The organism is Acidovorax sp., assembly GCF_022763525.1.
Classification (GTDB): domain Bacteria; phylum Pseudomonadota; class Gammaproteobacteria; order Burkholderiales; family Burkholderiaceae_C; genus Acidovorax.
Genome location: NZ_JALEGG010000126.1, coordinates 1 through 13,669 on the forward strand (window position 1 = coordinate 1; position 13,669 = coordinate 13,669).

The following is a 13,669-nucleotide window of genomic DNA, read 5'->3' on the forward strand; positions in this document are numbered from 1 at the left end:
CAGTAGGGAGACTCTAAATGGCATACAGCATCGATTTGTCCGGCCGCGTGGCGTTTGTGACCGGCGCCTCCAGTGGCCTGGGCGCGCAGTTCGCGCGCACCCTCGCGCGCGCAGGTGCCGGCGTGGTGCTGGCCAGCCGCAGGGTGGAAAAGCTCAAGGAACTTCGCGCACGCATCGAAGGCGAGGGCGGCGATGCCCATGTGGTGGAGCTGGACGTGACCGACCACGATTCCATCAAGGCTGCGGTGGCGCATGCGGAGACCGAGATGGGCTCCATCGACATTCTGGTCAACAACTCAGGTGTCTCCACCACGCAGCGCATTCAGGACGTCGCGCCCGAGGACTATGACTACGTGTTCGACACCAACGTGAAGGGCGCCTTCTTTGTAGCGCAGGAGGTGGGCAAGCGCATGCTGGCGCGCTCGCGCGGCGCGGCGCCGGGCAGCTTCACGGGCGGGCGCATCATCAACATCGCGTCGATGGCGGGCCTGAAAGTGCTCCCGCAGATCGGCGTGTACTGCATGAGCAAGGCGGCCGTGGTGCACATGACCCGCGCCCTGGCGGTGGAGTGGGGCAAGTTCGGCATCAATGTGAATGCCATCTGCCCCGGCTACATCGACACGGAGATCAATCACCACCATTGGGACACCGAGCAGGGCAAGAAGCTCATCGACATGCTGCCGCGCAAGCGCGTGGGCAACGCGCAGGACCTGGACGCGCTCTTGGTGATGCTGGCCAGCGACCAGAGCCATTTCATCAATGGTGCGGTGATCGCTGCCGACGACGGCTTTGCGGTGTAGGCGCCCCCCTGAGGCGCTGCGCGCCATCCCCCTAGGGGGACGCCACCCGTGGACCTGGCGGAGCCAGTTCCACGGTGGCACTGGCCCTTGGCCGCGCCAGTTGCGGAGTGCACGGGCGTCTCAACAACCTGGACGACTGATGAAGATCGAAATCCCCGAGGTCAAGAAGCTGGTCTATGAAATGCGCTTCCCGGTGCGATGGGGCGACATGGATGCGATGGGCCATGTGAACAACACGGTCTACTTCCGCTACCTGGAGACGGCGCGCATCGAATGGATGGTGTCAGTGGGCTGCAACCCCGGTCCCCGCGGCCAGGGGCCGGTGATCGTCAATGCGTTCTGCAATTTCTACAAGCAGCTGGAATACCCGGCGGAGGTGTTGCTCAAGCTCTATGTGAGCGATCCGGGCCGCACCACGTTCGAGACCTGGGGCACCATGGAGCGCGCGGACCGGCCGGGCGTGATCTGCGCGGCCGGTGGGGCCACCACCATTTGGGTGGACTTTCCGCAGCAAAAGGCCGCACCTTTGCCGGACTGGATGCGTGCGTTGGTGACCGCAGACTGAGAGTTGGGATGAAATTGGGCGCTGGCGCTTATTGATTCAGCGCCAATAGCTATCAAAAATGTAGCAAATCGCTCGCAGCATTCACTTCTGCTTGGGCACCCGCCCCATCAAATAGAACTCGGGATTGGGCTGCATGCCCGCAAAGCTGGCCATGCGGTTGGACAAGCCGAAGAACGCGGTGATGGCCGCGATGTCCCAGATGTCCTCGTCGTCGAAGCCGTGCGGATACAGGGCCTCGAAGTCGGCATCCGCAATCTCTTGCGAGCGCTGGCACACCTTCATCGCGAAGTCGAGCATGGCGCGCTCGCGCGGGCTGATGTCGGCCTTGCGCCAGTTGACCGCCACCTGGTCGGCGATGAGCGGCTTTTTCTCGTAGATGCGCAGGATCGCGCCGTGCGCCACCACGCAATACAGGCACTGGTTGGCCGCACTGGTGGCGGTCACGATCATCTCGCGCTCACCCTTGGTCAGGCTGCCTTCTTCCTTGAGCATGAGCGCGTCGTGGTACGCGAAGAATGCCCGCCACTCGGCAGGGCGGCGGGCGAAGGCCAGGAACACGTTGGGAATGAAGCCGGCCTTTTCCTGCACCTCCAGGATGCGGGCGCGGATGTCGTCGGGCAGGGTGCTCAGGTCGGGGAAGGGGTAGCGGCTCACATCATCTCCTTTGTTGTGGTGCGTGCGCAGTATGAGCGATCCATTGCTCGGAGAGCCGGGCGCTGCGTGTGAAACAGGTGCGGCCAGGGCCAGAGTCCCCGCGCAAGGGCCGCCCCGCCGCGCTGGGGGAGGGCGCGAAGCGACTCTGGGGGGGCTTCACGTCACGGATGCCATTGGGTTGCCCGCACCGGGCTTTGCGCGGGGGCGGCCGAGTTGCCCGCCAGCGCATACGACAGCTGGGTGGCCGCAGCGATCACCGTCTGCGCCAGCGCTTCGAGCTTTTCGGCGGGCAGGCGCGAGGCCGGGCCCGAGATGCACACCGATCCCATCAGCCGCCAGTGCATGCCGAACACCGGCGCCGAGACCGTGGCCACGCCCTGTTCGCGCTCGCCGATGGACCAGTGGTAGCCCTTCCTGCGGATGTCTTCATACGCCTTGCCCGGCTCCCCCGAGAACGCAAGGATCACACGGCCCGGCGAGCCTTTGTCGAGCGGCAGGCCCTCGCCAATGCGCGCGTGGTGGCGCAGCGCCTGCGGGCCTTCCACGCGCACGAGGCAGGTCCGCACATTGCCCTCGCGCACGTAGAAGGCGGCGCTTTCGCCCGTGGCGTGGGTGAGCGCGCGCAGCGCGGGCTCCAGTACGTTCTGCACGTCAAAGCCGGCCTGGTAGCGCGCGCCCAGCCAGCCAGCGGCCGGCCCCAGGCGCCAGTCGCCGTCCTCGCGCTGCACCATGAAGCCCGACTGCGCGAGCGTGCGCGCCAGACGGAGCACCGTGGTCTTGTGTAGCGCGCAGCGGCGGCTCAGTTCCGCGAGCGAGAGGCTGGATTCACCGAGGGCGAAGGCCTCCAGCACCTGCAGTGCGCGCGTGACGGCGATCACACCGCCAGTGGCGTCCTTGGCGGCGCTGTCGTCCGGTTCGGTAGGCCCCTGGCCCGGCGCCGTGTGGGATGAAGGGAGACCGGCAGGCGAGGGCGCTCTGGCGGTAGCGGTGGGAAGGGGTGGTTTTCGGGGAAAGTTGCTCACGGTGCAATTTGTTTCATTGTGCGCAACGGCATTGTATGGGCTGAAACGTCTGCGTAAAGTCGCGTCCACAGCGCCGGGTCTGCAGCAAGTTGTGCAGGGTGGCGCGAAGAACCACCCACCAGGAGACAACTGCATGCCCACTTCTTCCACCCGTTTGCTTCCGCGCGCCCTGTGCGCCGCCCTCGTCGGTCTTGCCGCCGTGGCCACGCCTTTTGTGGGCGCCCACGCACAGGCTGCATATCCCAGCAAACCCATCCGACTGATCGTGCCGTTCCCGCCCGGCGGGGGGACGGACATGATTGCCCGCACCGTGGCCCAGAAGCTCACCGACCAGAACAAGTGGAACGTGATCGTGGACAACCGCCCCGGCGCGGGCGGCAACCTGGGGGTGGACGCCGCCGCCAAGTCACCCGCCGATGGCTACACGCTCGTGATCGGCCAGACAAGCAACCTGGCCATCAACCCCACGCTGTACCCCAAGCTGCCCTACGACCCGCTCAAGGACCTGGTGCCCGTGGCGCTCGTCTCGTCCTCGCCCATCGTCATGGCTGCGCCCATCAACTCGCCCTTCAAGAGCTACGCCGATGTGGTGGCGGCTGCCAAGGGCAAGCCCGACGCGCTGACGCTGGGCTACTCGGGCAACGGCACCGTGGCCCACCTCGCCGGGGAGCTGGCCGAAAACGCGGCGGGCATCAAGCTGCGCCACATTCCCTACAAGGGCGCAGCCCAGGCCATGACCGACCTGGTGGGCGGGCAGATCGACCTGTACATGTCCTCCGTGCCCACGCTGCTGGGCCAAGTGCGCAACGGCAAGCTCAAGGTCATCGCCATCACCTCGGCCAAGCGCTCGCCGCAACTGCCGGATGTGCCCACGTTGGCCGAATCCGGCTACAGGAGCTTCGAGGCCGTCACCTGGTTCGGCATCCTGGCCCCGGCGGGTACCCCCGCACCCATCGTGGCGCAGCTCAACAAGGCCATCAACGCGGCCCTGCAGCAGCCCGATGTGGCAGACAAGCTGCGCTCTGAAGGCGGCGATGTGCTGGGCGGCACCGCTGAGCAGTTCGGCACGCTGCTGAAGGCCGAAGTGCCGCGCTGGGCCAAGATCGTGAAGGACTCGGGCGCCAGCCTGGACTGACAACAGCGTCGCCCGCGCCGCAGCCTCAGCCACGCTCACGCAGCCATCGCCATGTCCCGCGATTGCCTTGTCACGCCCGTACCGTTCTCGGCGGGCACCGCCGCGCCGCGCACGGCACTGCCCGCCGGGGCTTGCGACTGCCATGTGCATGTGTACGACCAGCGCTTTCCTGCCGCGCCCGGGGCCAGGCTACTGCCGCCCGATGCGTCAGCGCAGGACTACCGGGCGCTGCAGGAGCGCATCGGCACCATGCGGGTGGTGTTGGTCACGCCCTCGACCTATGGCAACGACAACCGCTGCATGCTCGAAGGCCTGGCCGCTCTTGCGGCGCTGGGCGTGGAGGCACGGGGCGTGGCGGTCATCGATGGCCGCGAAAGCGATGCCGAACTGCAGCAGCTGCACGCGGCCGGTGTGCGGGGGGTGCGACTCAACCTGTCGCTGGGTGTCTCCGGATCGGTGGGTTCCATCGTGCCGCTGGCCCATCGCATCGCGCCCCTGGGCTGGCATTTGCAGCTGCTGATGCCGCCGGACCTGCTGGCGGGGCAGGGCGGCGTGCTGCGCCAGCTACCCGTGCCACTGGTGTTTGACCACTTCGGGCGCATCGCACCCGCGCAGGCCTGGCAGCACCCCGCGCACGCTGTGCTACTGGATCTGCTGCAGCGCGGCCAGGCGTGGGTGAAGCTCTCGGGTGGCTACATCGTGAGCAGTACGAAGTCGGTGGAAGACCCGCTGCTGGACACCCTGGCAGCCAGCTACCTGCGCTCTGCGCCAGGCCGGGTGCTGTGGGGCAGCGACTGGCCGCACGCCACGGCAACGGCCGGCGTGCAGCCCTTGCCCGACGACGCCCGCCAAGTGGATCGCCTTGTGGACTGGACCGCAGCCTGCGGTGGCTCCGCGCTACTGCGCCAAGTGCTGGTGGACAACCCCCAGGCGCTCTACGGCTTCGGCCGCCCGTTGTGACCTCCCCCCCTTTGTTTGATTGTCTGGAAGGCATTGCCATGACTCCCATTTCACTACCCCTCCATCGCATCGCCCGCCGCAGCCTGCTGGCCTTGGGGGGCGCCATGCTGGCCGCCTCCGCGTGGGCCCAAGCCGACTGGCCCGGCGGCAAGCTCATCACCTGGGTTGTGCCATACCCCGCGGGCGGCAGCACCGACGTGCTGGGCCGCAACATTGCGCAGCGGCTGGGCCCGGCATTGGCCACCAACGTCATCGTGGACAACAAGGCGGGCGCCACCGGCACCATTGGCGCGGCCTTTGTCGCCAAGGCGCAGCCCGACGGCCTGACGCTGCTGGGCACCTCCATCGGCCCGCAGGCGATTGCGCCGCACCTGATGGCCAAGCTGCCCTACGACCACATCACGGCGTTTGAGCCCGTGGTCACCATCGGTACCATTCCGCACATCCTGGTGGTGGGTACGAACCAGCCCTTCAAGACTGTGGCCGACCTGCTGGCGGCGGCCAAAGCGCAGCCAGGCAAGCTGGCATTTGCCTCGGGCGGGAACGGCACCATCCTGCAGATGCAGGGCGAGCTGCTGCAGCAGCAGACCGGCGTGCGCTTCATCCACGTGCCCTACAAGGGCGACACGCCCGCGCTGCAGGACACGCTGGCCGAGCAGGTGCAGTTCATGTTTGCCCCCGCCGCCGCGGCGCTGCCGCATGTGCAGGCCGGAAAACTGCGTGCACTGGCCGTCACCTCGGCCCAGCGGCTGAAGGCCTTGCCCGAGGTGCCCACGATGGGCGAGGCGGGCATGAAGGACTTTGTGGTCGAGCAGTGGCAGGCCGTGTTCGCGCCCGCCAAGACGCCCGCGCCGGTGGTGCAGCGCCTGAACCAGGAGATCAACAAGACCCTGAAAGACCCCGCCGTGGCGGCCCTCGCCGACAAGCTGGGCGTGACCCTGGTGGGCGGCACGCCGCAGCAGCTGGGCGACCTGCAAAAGGCCGATTCCGCCAAGTGGGCCAAGGTCATCAAAGACGGAAACATCAAGGCCGACTGACCTGCGCGGCCCACCTGACTGAATCCCTGCGTTGTGGCGCCAGCCCTTCAACTTCTTCTCAACGTAACCCTCAAAACTCCACCATGAGCCAACTCCCTGAAATCATCCGCAGCATCGAGCGCGTCAGCGCCGATGTCGTTGCCAAGGCCGCCACCTACCAAGCCGCCATCCTGGCCGACGTGGCCGGACGCCGTGGCACCATGCACGGCCGCGTCGCGCCCGTGCACCAGGGCATGAAGGTGGCCGGCCCGGCCTTCACCGTGGAAGTGCGCCCCGGCGACAACCTCATGATCCACGCCGCCATTGCGCTCGCCCAGCCGGGCGACGTGCTGGTGATCGACGGCAAGGGCGACCAGACGGCGGCCCTCATGGGCACGCTGATGCTCAGCGCCTGCAAGAAGCGCGGCCTGGCCGGCGTGATCGTGGACGCCGCCATCCGCGACAAGCTGGAGATCCTGGAGCTGGACTTCCCCGTGTTCAGCGCTGGCTTCAACCCCGCAGGGCCCACGAAGTACGTGCCCGGCCGCATCAACCATCCCATCTCTGCCGGCGGCGCCACGGTGAACCCCGGCGACCTGGTGGTGGGCGATGCCGACGGCGTGGTCGTGATCGAGCGCGAGAAGGCCCCCGGCATGCTGGCCCTGGCCGACAAGAAGGTGGCCGACGAGGCTGCCCGCATCGAGGCCATCGCACGGGGTGACACTGCATCGAAATGGCTGCCCGCCGCCCTGCGCGCCGCCGGCGTGTTGAAGGAAGGGGAATCGCTGTGAGCCAACCCACCATCATCATCACAGGCGCCGACCTGGCGCAACAAGCCCTGGATTTGCTCACGGGCTACCAGATCGTCTACGCCGGCAAGACGCCCACCGAAGAGGACATGGTGGCCCTTTGCCGGAGCCACAACCCCGTGGCCATCATCGTGCGCTACGGCAAGGTGGGCGCGGCCGTGATGGATGCGGCCCCCGCGCTCAAGGTCATCTCCAAGCATGGCAGCGGCACCGACACCATCGACAAGGTGGCCGCCAAGGCCCGTGGCATTGAGGTGGTGGCCGCCGTGGGCGCCAACGCTGCGGCCGTGGCCGAGCAGGCGCTGGCGCTGCTGCTGGCGTGTGCCAAGTCGGTGGTGCAGCTCGATGCCCGCATGCACGCTGGCCATTGGGACAAGGCCACGCATAAAAGCCTGGAGCTCTACGGCCGCACCGTGGGCCTGGTGGGCCTGGGCGCCATTGGCCTGCGCTTTGCCAAGATGGCCGACGCCCTGGGCATGCGCGTGATCGGCTTCGACCCGTTTGCCAAGAACCTGCCGGACTACGTGCAGAGCGTTCCGCTCGAAACGATCTGGCGCGAAGCCGATGCGATCTCGCTGCACTGCCCGCTGACTGACGAGAACCGCGGCATGCTGAACGCCACCACGCTGGCGCAATGCAAGCGCGGCGTGATCGTGGTGAACACCGCGCGCGGCGGGCTGATCGACGAGGCCGCGCTGCTGGTTGCCGTGCGCTCGGGCCAGGTGATGGCGGCAGGCCTGGACAGCTTTGCCGTGGAGCCCATGGCGGCGGGCCACCCGTTCCAGGGCGAGCCGCGCTTCATCCTCAGCCCGCACATCGGCGGCGTGACCAGCGATGCCTACGTGAACATGGGCGTGGGCGCAGCGAAGAACCTGCTGGCCGTGCTGGCCCACACGCCCGGCGAAGTGGCTGTAGCCTGATCGCCACTGGGCTACATCCAAGCTAGAACATGGCCGGGCAGGGCGCCCGGCCCACTGGAGACAAGGGACATGCCAACAAAATTCAAGCAAAAAGTGGCTCCAGCGCTTATCCATAAAGCGCTGGCAGCTATTGTTTTGGTAGCTGCTTGCGCCGCGGCCGCTGCACAGACGGCGTACCCCCACAAGCCCGTCAAGCTGGTGGTGGGCTTTGCCGCCGGCGGCCCCACCGACGTGGTGGCCCGTGCGTTTGCCGACCATGCCAGCCGCGCGCTGGGCCAGCCCTTTGTGGTGGACAACAAGCCCGGCGCCAACACCATCCTGGCCGCCCAGGCCGTGGCCGCTGCGCCGGCCGATGGCTACACGCTGCTGTTCGGCGCCACCAACCACACCATGATCCCGGGGCTGTACGCCGGGCGGGTGAAGTTCGATGCGGTGAAGTCCTTCAAGCCGCTGTGCACCGTGGCCACCAGCCCCACGGTGCTGGTGGTGGGGCCGGCGCTGCCCGCGAAGACCCTGGCCGACTACATGGCCCGCGCGCGAAAGGAGCCGGGGCGCCTGTCCGCCGGCACGGCCGGTGTGGGCAGCTCGGGCCACTTTGCCACCGAGATGTTTGCGCGCGCCAACAGCCTGCAACTGAACCACGTGCCCTACAAGGGTGCCGCACCCGTGGTGACCGACCTGGTGGGCGGCCAGCTCGACAGCTCGTTTGCCACGCTGGGTTCGGTGCTGCCGCAGATCAAAACCGGCAAGCTCACCGCGCTGGCCGTGGCGTCGCCCAAGCGGTCCTCGCTGCTGCCCGATGTGGCCACCTTTGCCGAAGCCGGTGGCGGCAACTATTCGGCCGACGCCTGGTATGGCCTGCTGGCCCCGGCGGGGCTGGACGAGGCCACCGCCCAGCAGCTGGAGCGCGTGGCCAGGGACTTTGTGCAGAGCCCCGCCGCCGCTGACAAGTTGCGTGGTCTGGGGCTGGACGCCGATGCCACCTGCGGCGCTGCGTTTGCCAGCCAGGTCAGCCGCGAAGTGGCCACCTATACGCAGATTGCACGCGATCTGGATTTGAAGGCGGACTGATCCGCCCGCCTACAACCCCCCTTCCAACCTTGCGAGGAGACTCCCCGAATGTTCCGTTTTCTGAAACCCGTCATTGCCGCTTGCGCCCTGGCCGCTGGCCTGGCCCATGCTGCCTTCCCTGAACGACCGATCACCCTGGTCGTGCCCTACGCCCCTGGCGGCGCGGCCGACGCCGTTGCCCGCGTGGTGGCCACGCGCATGGGCGTGAAGCTGGGCACCAGCGTGGTCGTGGACAACAAGGCTGGCGCCAGCGGCACGATTGGCGCCAGCTTTGTGGCCAAGGCCCCGGCCGACGGCTACACCATGCTGTACGACGCCACGCCGCATTCCATCAACCCGCACCTGTTTCCCAAGATGCCCTACGCCAGCACCGCGCTGCAGCCGCTGTCGCTGGTGATGCTGGCGCCCAACGTGCTGGTGGTGAAGGCCGACGCGCCCGTCAAGAACGTTGGCGAACTCATCGCCAAGGCCAAGGCGCAGCCCGGCAAGATCAACTTTGCATCCGGCGGCAGCGGCACCGTGCAACGCCTGGCGGCAGAGCTGTTCCGCCAGCAGCTGGGCCTGGATATGGTGCACGTGCCTTACAAGAGTGGCGGTCCCGCCATCACCGACGTGATGGGCGGGCAGGTGGACTTCATGTTCGGCACCGTGGCAGCCACCTACCCGCACGTGTCGGGCGGCAAGCTGCGCGCCCTGGCTGTGTCGGCGCCCGAGCGCTCCAAGCGCCTGCCCGACGTGCCCACGGTGGCCGAGGCGGCCATTCCCGGCTACGAGGCGTTTGAGTGGAACGGCGTCTTCCTGCCCGCCGGCACGCCTGAGCCCGTCGCGGCCAAGCTGCAGCAAGCGCTGCAGGACGTGCTGAAGGAAGACGAAGTGAAACAGCGCTTGGCCGACATGGGTGCCCAGCCCGTCGGCTCCACACCCGCCGAGTTCGCGGCCTTCTTGAAGAAGGAAGACGCGAAATGGGGCGAGGTGGTGAAGAAAGGCAACATCAAGCTCGACTGACCTGTACCTTGCCTTTGCTGACCGACCCCGTTCCGCACTCTGCGGGCCTGAACCGCCCGCAGCGCATGCCGCCACCCGGCGCGTGCGATTGCCACATGCACATCTTCGATGCGCGGTTCGCGCCATCGACCCACTGGCCGCGGACGCCGCCCGATGCGCCCGTGGCCGCGTACCGGCAACTGCAGCAGCGCCTGGGCACGTCGCGCGCGGTGGTGGTCACGCCATCCACCTACGGCACCGACAACGCTTGCACGCTGGACGCGCTGGGCCAGCTGGGGGACTGCGCGCGGGGCGTGGCCGTGGTGGGTGCCGGTGTGAGCGCCGAGGAGCTGTCCCGGCTCGCTGCGCGGCGCGTGCGTGGGCTGCGGGTCAATTTTGTATCTCCCCAATCTTGGGGCGCCACCACGCCCGAAATGCTGGCTACGCTGGCCCGCAAGGTGGCGGAGCACCCGGCCTGCGAAGGCTGGCACGTGCAGGTCTTTGCACACCCCGAGCAGCTCGTGGCGATGGCACGGCAGCTGGGGGCGCTGCCGGTGCCGCTGGTCATCGACCACCTGGGCCGCATCGACCCGGCCGAAGGCACGACCGCGCCGGCCTATGGCGTGGTGCGCGGATTGCTCGATGGAGGCAATACCTGGGTCAAGCTCTCGGGCGCCTACATGCGGTCTGCGGCGCAGGGCCCCGGCTACGCTGATACGGTGCCGTTGGGCCGCGCCCTGGTGCAGTCTGCACCCGAGCGCCTGGTGTGGGGCAGCGACTGGCCCCACACCACCGAGGCCCCCGGCAGCGTGAACGACGCGGACCTGCTGAACCTGCTCTACGCTTGGGCCGACAGCGAGGCCCAGGCCCATCGCATCCTGGTGGACAACCCGGCGCGGCTGTACGGCTTTTCGTCCCCGCCATCTCAGTGAAAGAGGCTCATGTTCCTGTTGAACCCACCCCAAGTCCGTGAACTGGAAGTGTTCACCTCGATGCCCGCGCATTTCCGCCGCCGCGAGCGCAGCGACTGGGCCGATGCGAACCGGGGCGGCACCGTCACCGACTCGTTCCTCGAAGGCCCCGTGTTCGATGACGCGGGCAACCTGTACGTGACCGACATCCCCTGGGGCCGCATCTTCCGCATCGACCCGCAAGGTGCGTGGACCCTGGTGGCTGAATATGACGGCGAGCCCAACGGCATGAAGTTCCTGAATGCCGGCACGCTGCTGATCACCGACTACAAGAACGGCCTCATGCAACTGGACGTGGTCACCGGCACCGTCACGCCCTACCTGGAGCGCCGCAACAGCGAGCGCTTCAAGGGCGTGAACGACCTCATCTTCGACGCCGAAGGCAACCTGTATTTCACCGACCAGGGCCAGAGCGGCCTGCACGACCCGAGCGGCCGCCTGTACCGCCTGCGGCCGAACGGCCAGCTCGACCTGCTGCTGGCCAATGTGCCCAGCCCGAACGGCGTGGCCCTGTCGCCCGACGGCCGGGTGCTGTACCTGGCTGTGACGCGCGGCAACTGCGTCTGGCGCGTGCCGCTGCTGCCCGACGGCAGCGTGGCCAAGGTGGGGCAGTTCTTCACCTCCTACGGGCCGAGCGGTCCGGATGGATTGGCAGTGGATGCGCAGGGCCGGTTGCTGGTGGCCAATCCCGGCCTGGGCTATGTGTGGGTGCTCAATCACCGCGCCGAGCCAGAGTGGGTGCTGCGGGGGCCAGCAGGTGCTTCCACGACCAACCTGGCCTTTGGCGGCGCGGGCGGTCGCACCGTCTATGTCACCGACTCGACCCACGGCCAAGTGCTCCGCGCGCAGCTGGATGCGCCGGGTCTGCCGCTGGCACGCGGCCGCTGAATTCCCCCTAGGGCTGTTGTGGTGCCGGGCGCTACCACGATGGATGCTAAGGGTCGGGGTGATTTGATAAATATTGGCTATTGATCAAATTCAATCGATTCAATTTACGTGTCATGGATGGGTTCCTACCATTGGCCTCGCCAAGTGCCTGAACCCACACAAGGAGAACTCCATGACCACAGACGCCAAATGCCCCTTTGACCACACCAAGGCCGCCGCGCCCAAGGGCCGTGGCAATGCCGACTGGTGGCCCAACCAGCTCAACCTGCGCCCGCTCAACCAGAGCTCTCCGCTGGTCGATCCCATGGGCGACGGCTTCAACTACGCCGAGGAATTCAAGCGCCTGGATTTCGCGGCGCTGAAAGCCGACCTGCGCGCCCTCATGACCGACTCGCAGGATTGGTGGCCTGCCGACTTTGGCCACTACGGACCGCTGTTCGTGCGCATGGCATGGCACAGCGCGGGCACCTACCGCCTGGCCGACGGCCGCGGCGGCGCCGGGGCAGGGCAGCAGCGCTTTGCCCCGCTCAACAGCTGGCCTGACAACGCCAACCTCGACAAGGCCCGTCGCCTCTTGTGGCCTATCAAGCAGAAGTACGGCCGCAAGATCTCGTGGGCCGATCTGATGATCCTGACGGGGAATGTCGCTTTGGAATCGATGGGTTTCAAGACCTTCGGCTTCGCCGGCGGCCGCCCCGATGTGTGGGAACCCGATGAAAACGTGTACTGGGGCGCCGAGACCACCTGGCTCGGCGGCGACCAGCGCTACAGCGGCGAGCGCGACCTGGCCAAGCCGCTGGCCGCCGTGCAGATGGGCCTGATCTACGTGAACCCCGAGGGCCCGAACGGCAACCCCGATCCCATTGCCGCGGCGCGCGACATCCGCGACACCTTCGCCCGCATGGCCATGGACGATGAGGAGACTGTGGCGCTGATCGCCGGTGGCCACACCTTTGGCAAGACGCACGGCGCGGGCGACGCCGCGCTGGTGGGCAAGGAGCCCGAGGCTGGCGACATCGCGGACCAGGGCCTGGGCTGGATCAGCCAGCACGGCAGCGGCTTTGGTGGCGACACCATCACCAGCGGCCTGGAAGTCACCTGGACCACCACGCCCACAAAGTGGAGCAACAACTTCTTCGAAAACCTGTTTGGCTACGAGTGGGAGCTGACCAAAAGCCCGGCCGGCGCGCACCAGTGGGTCGCCATGAATGCGGCGGCGACGATCCCGCATGCCCACGACCCATCGAAGAAGCTGGTGCCCACCATGCTGACCACCGACCTGTCGCTGCGGTTCGATCCGGCCTACGAGAAGATCTCGCGCCGCTTCCTGGAACACCCCGAGCAGTTCGCCGACGCGTTTGCCCGCGCCTGGTTCAAGCTCACCCACCGCGACATGGGCCCGCGCGCGCGCTATCTCGGCCCCGAGGTGCCGGCCGAGGAACTGATCTGGCAGGACCCGGTCCCGGCCGTGGACCACCCGCTGGTCGATGCGCAGGACGTGGCGGCGCTCAAGGCCCAGGTGCTGGCGTCGGGCTTGTCGGTTGCCGAACTGGTGTCCACGGCCTGGGCTTCGGCCTCGACCTTCCGCGGCGGCGACAAGCGCGGCGGGGCTAACGGTGCGCGCATCCGCCTGGCACCGCAGAAGGACTGGGAGGTGAACCAGCCCGCGCAACTCGCCAAGGTGCTGGGCCGGCTTGAGGCGATCCAGCAGGCATTCAACGCAGCGCAGCAAGCCAGCGGCAGCGGCAAGAAGATCTCCCTGGCCGACCTGATCGTGCTGGCCGGTGGCGCCGCGGTGGAAGCCGCCGCGAAGAAGGCCGGCCAGGATGTGACCGTACCCTTCACGCCGGGCCGCACCGACGCATCGCAAGCGC

Annotated in this window: 14 protein-coding genes; 12 read left to right on the forward strand and 2 right to left on the reverse strand. The window is 67.6% G+C overall.

Features of this window, described 5'->3' with window-relative positions:
- The first annotated feature begins 17 nt into the window (after nt 1-17).
- The gene (locus tag MRY84_RS09920; protein WP_291505568.1) at nt 18-800 is read left to right on the forward strand and encodes an SDR family oxidoreductase; all 783 of its coding nucleotides are present in this window, start codon (nt 18-20) and stop codon (nt 798-800) included.
- 139 nt (nt 801-939) lie between these two features.
- Nucleotides 940-1,365 carry an acyl-CoA thioesterase gene (locus MRY84_RS09925; protein ID WP_291505569.1) on the forward strand — a complete coding sequence of 142 codons (426 nt, stop codon included), beginning with the start codon at nt 940-942 and terminating at the stop codon, nt 1,363-1,365.
- Between the two features lie 81 nt (nt 1,366-1,446).
- On the opposite strand, the gene MRY84_RS09930 is transcribed toward MRY84_RS09925, so the two are convergent.
- Both MRY84_RS09930 and MRY84_RS09935 read right to left on the reverse strand, forming a co-directional pair.
- Nucleotides 1,447-2,019 carry a peroxidase-related enzyme gene (locus MRY84_RS09930; protein WP_291505570.1) on the reverse strand — a complete coding sequence of 191 codons (573 nt, stop codon included), beginning with the start codon at nt 2,017-2,019 and terminating at the stop codon, nt 1,447-1,449.
- 161 nt (nt 2,020-2,180) lie between these two features.
- A complete protein-coding gene (locus tag MRY84_RS09935) occupies nt 2,181-2,897 on the reverse strand; it encodes an IclR family transcriptional regulator (protein WP_291505580.1) in 717 nt (238 codons plus the stop codon).
- A gap of 277 nt (nt 2,898-3,174) precedes the next feature.
- Between MRY84_RS09935 and MRY84_RS09940 the strand changes: the two genes are divergently transcribed.
- The 10 genes from MRY84_RS09940 to katG all read left to right on the forward strand — a co-directional run.
- Complete coding sequence (locus MRY84_RS09940; protein ID WP_291505571.1) at nt 3,175-4,176, forward strand: tripartite tricarboxylate transporter substrate binding protein; 1,002 nt, start codon at nt 3,175-3,177, stop codon at nt 4,174-4,176.
- A gap of 51 nt (nt 4,177-4,227) precedes the next feature.
- Nucleotides 4,228-5,136: an amidohydrolase family protein gene (locus MRY84_RS09945; RefSeq protein WP_291505572.1), complete on the forward strand. Its 909-nt coding sequence runs from the start codon at nt 4,228-4,230 to the stop codon at nt 5,134-5,136.
- A gap of 38 nt (nt 5,137-5,174) precedes the next feature.
- On the forward strand, nt 5,175-6,173 hold the full coding sequence (locus MRY84_RS09950) for a tripartite tricarboxylate transporter substrate binding protein (protein ID WP_291505573.1): 999 nt from the start codon (nt 5,175-5,177) through the stop codon (nt 6,171-6,173).
- A gap of 83 nt (nt 6,174-6,256) precedes the next feature.
- Nucleotides 6,257-6,943: an RraA family protein gene (locus tag MRY84_RS09955; protein WP_291505574.1), complete on the forward strand. Its 687-nt coding sequence runs from the start codon at nt 6,257-6,259 to the stop codon at nt 6,941-6,943.
- Nucleotides 6,940-7,881: an NAD(P)-dependent oxidoreductase gene (locus MRY84_RS09960; protein WP_291505575.1), complete on the forward strand. Its 942-nt coding sequence runs from the start codon at nt 6,940-6,942 to the stop codon at nt 7,879-7,881. The genes MRY84_RS09955 and MRY84_RS09960 overlap by 4 nt, the downstream gene beginning before the upstream one ends.
- 69 nt (nt 7,882-7,950) lie before the next feature.
- A complete protein-coding gene (locus MRY84_RS09965) occupies nt 7,951-8,952 on the forward strand; it encodes a tripartite tricarboxylate transporter substrate binding protein (RefSeq protein ID WP_291505576.1) in 1,002 nt (333 codons plus the stop codon).
- Nucleotides 8,953-9,000: 48 nt separating this feature from the next.
- Complete coding sequence (locus MRY84_RS09970) at nt 9,001-9,957, forward strand: tripartite tricarboxylate transporter substrate binding protein (protein ID WP_291505577.1); 957 nt, start codon at nt 9,001-9,003, stop codon at nt 9,955-9,957.
- Nucleotides 9,958-10,022: 65 nt separating this feature from the next.
- Nucleotides 10,023-10,868, forward strand: coding sequence for an amidohydrolase family protein (locus MRY84_RS09975; RefSeq protein WP_291505581.1), 846 nt, complete (start codon nt 10,023-10,025; stop codon nt 10,866-10,868).
- A gap of 9 nt (nt 10,869-10,877) precedes the next feature.
- A complete protein-coding gene (locus MRY84_RS09980) occupies nt 10,878-11,795 on the forward strand; it encodes an SMP-30/gluconolactonase/LRE family protein (protein WP_291505578.1) in 918 nt (305 codons plus the stop codon).
- A gap of 172 nt (nt 11,796-11,967) precedes the next feature.
- A partial coding sequence (katG, locus tag MRY84_RS09985; protein WP_291505579.1) for a catalase/peroxidase HPI occupies nt 11,968-13,669 on the forward strand: 1,702 nt, incomplete at its 3' end.

Coding starts and splice junctions, on each gene's coding strand:
- MRY84_RS09965 (WP_291505576.1), top strand. CDS start 7,951: ATGCCAACAAAATTCAAGCAAAAAGTGGCTCCAGCGCTTATCCATAAA.
- MRY84_RS09945 (WP_291505572.1), top strand. CDS start 4,228: ATGTCCCGCGATTGCCTTGTCACGCCCGTACCGTTCTCGGCGGGCACC.
- MRY84_RS09950 (WP_291505573.1), top strand. CDS start 5,175: ATGACTCCCATTTCACTACCCCTCCATCGCATCGCCCGCCGCAGCCTG.
- MRY84_RS09980 (WP_291505578.1), top strand. CDS start 10,878: ATGTTCCTGTTGAACCCACCCCAAGTCCGTGAACTGGAAGTGTTCACC.
- MRY84_RS09925 (WP_291505569.1), top strand. CDS start 940: ATGAAGATCGAAATCCCCGAGGTCAAGAAGCTGGTCTATGAAATGCGC.
- MRY84_RS09975 (WP_291505581.1), top strand. CDS start 10,023: ATGCCGCCACCCGGCGCGTGCGATTGCCACATGCACATCTTCGATGCG.
- MRY84_RS09970 (WP_291505577.1), top strand. CDS start 9,001: ATGTTCCGTTTTCTGAAACCCGTCATTGCCGCTTGCGCCCTGGCCGCT.
- MRY84_RS09940 (WP_291505571.1), top strand. CDS start 3,175: ATGCCCACTTCTTCCACCCGTTTGCTTCCGCGCGCCCTGTGCGCCGCC.
- MRY84_RS09920 (WP_291505568.1), top strand. CDS start 18: ATGGCATACAGCATCGATTTGTCCGGCCGCGTGGCGTTTGTGACCGGC.
- MRY84_RS09955 (WP_291505574.1), top strand. CDS start 6,257: ATGAGCCAACTCCCTGAAATCATCCGCAGCATCGAGCGCGTCAGCGCC.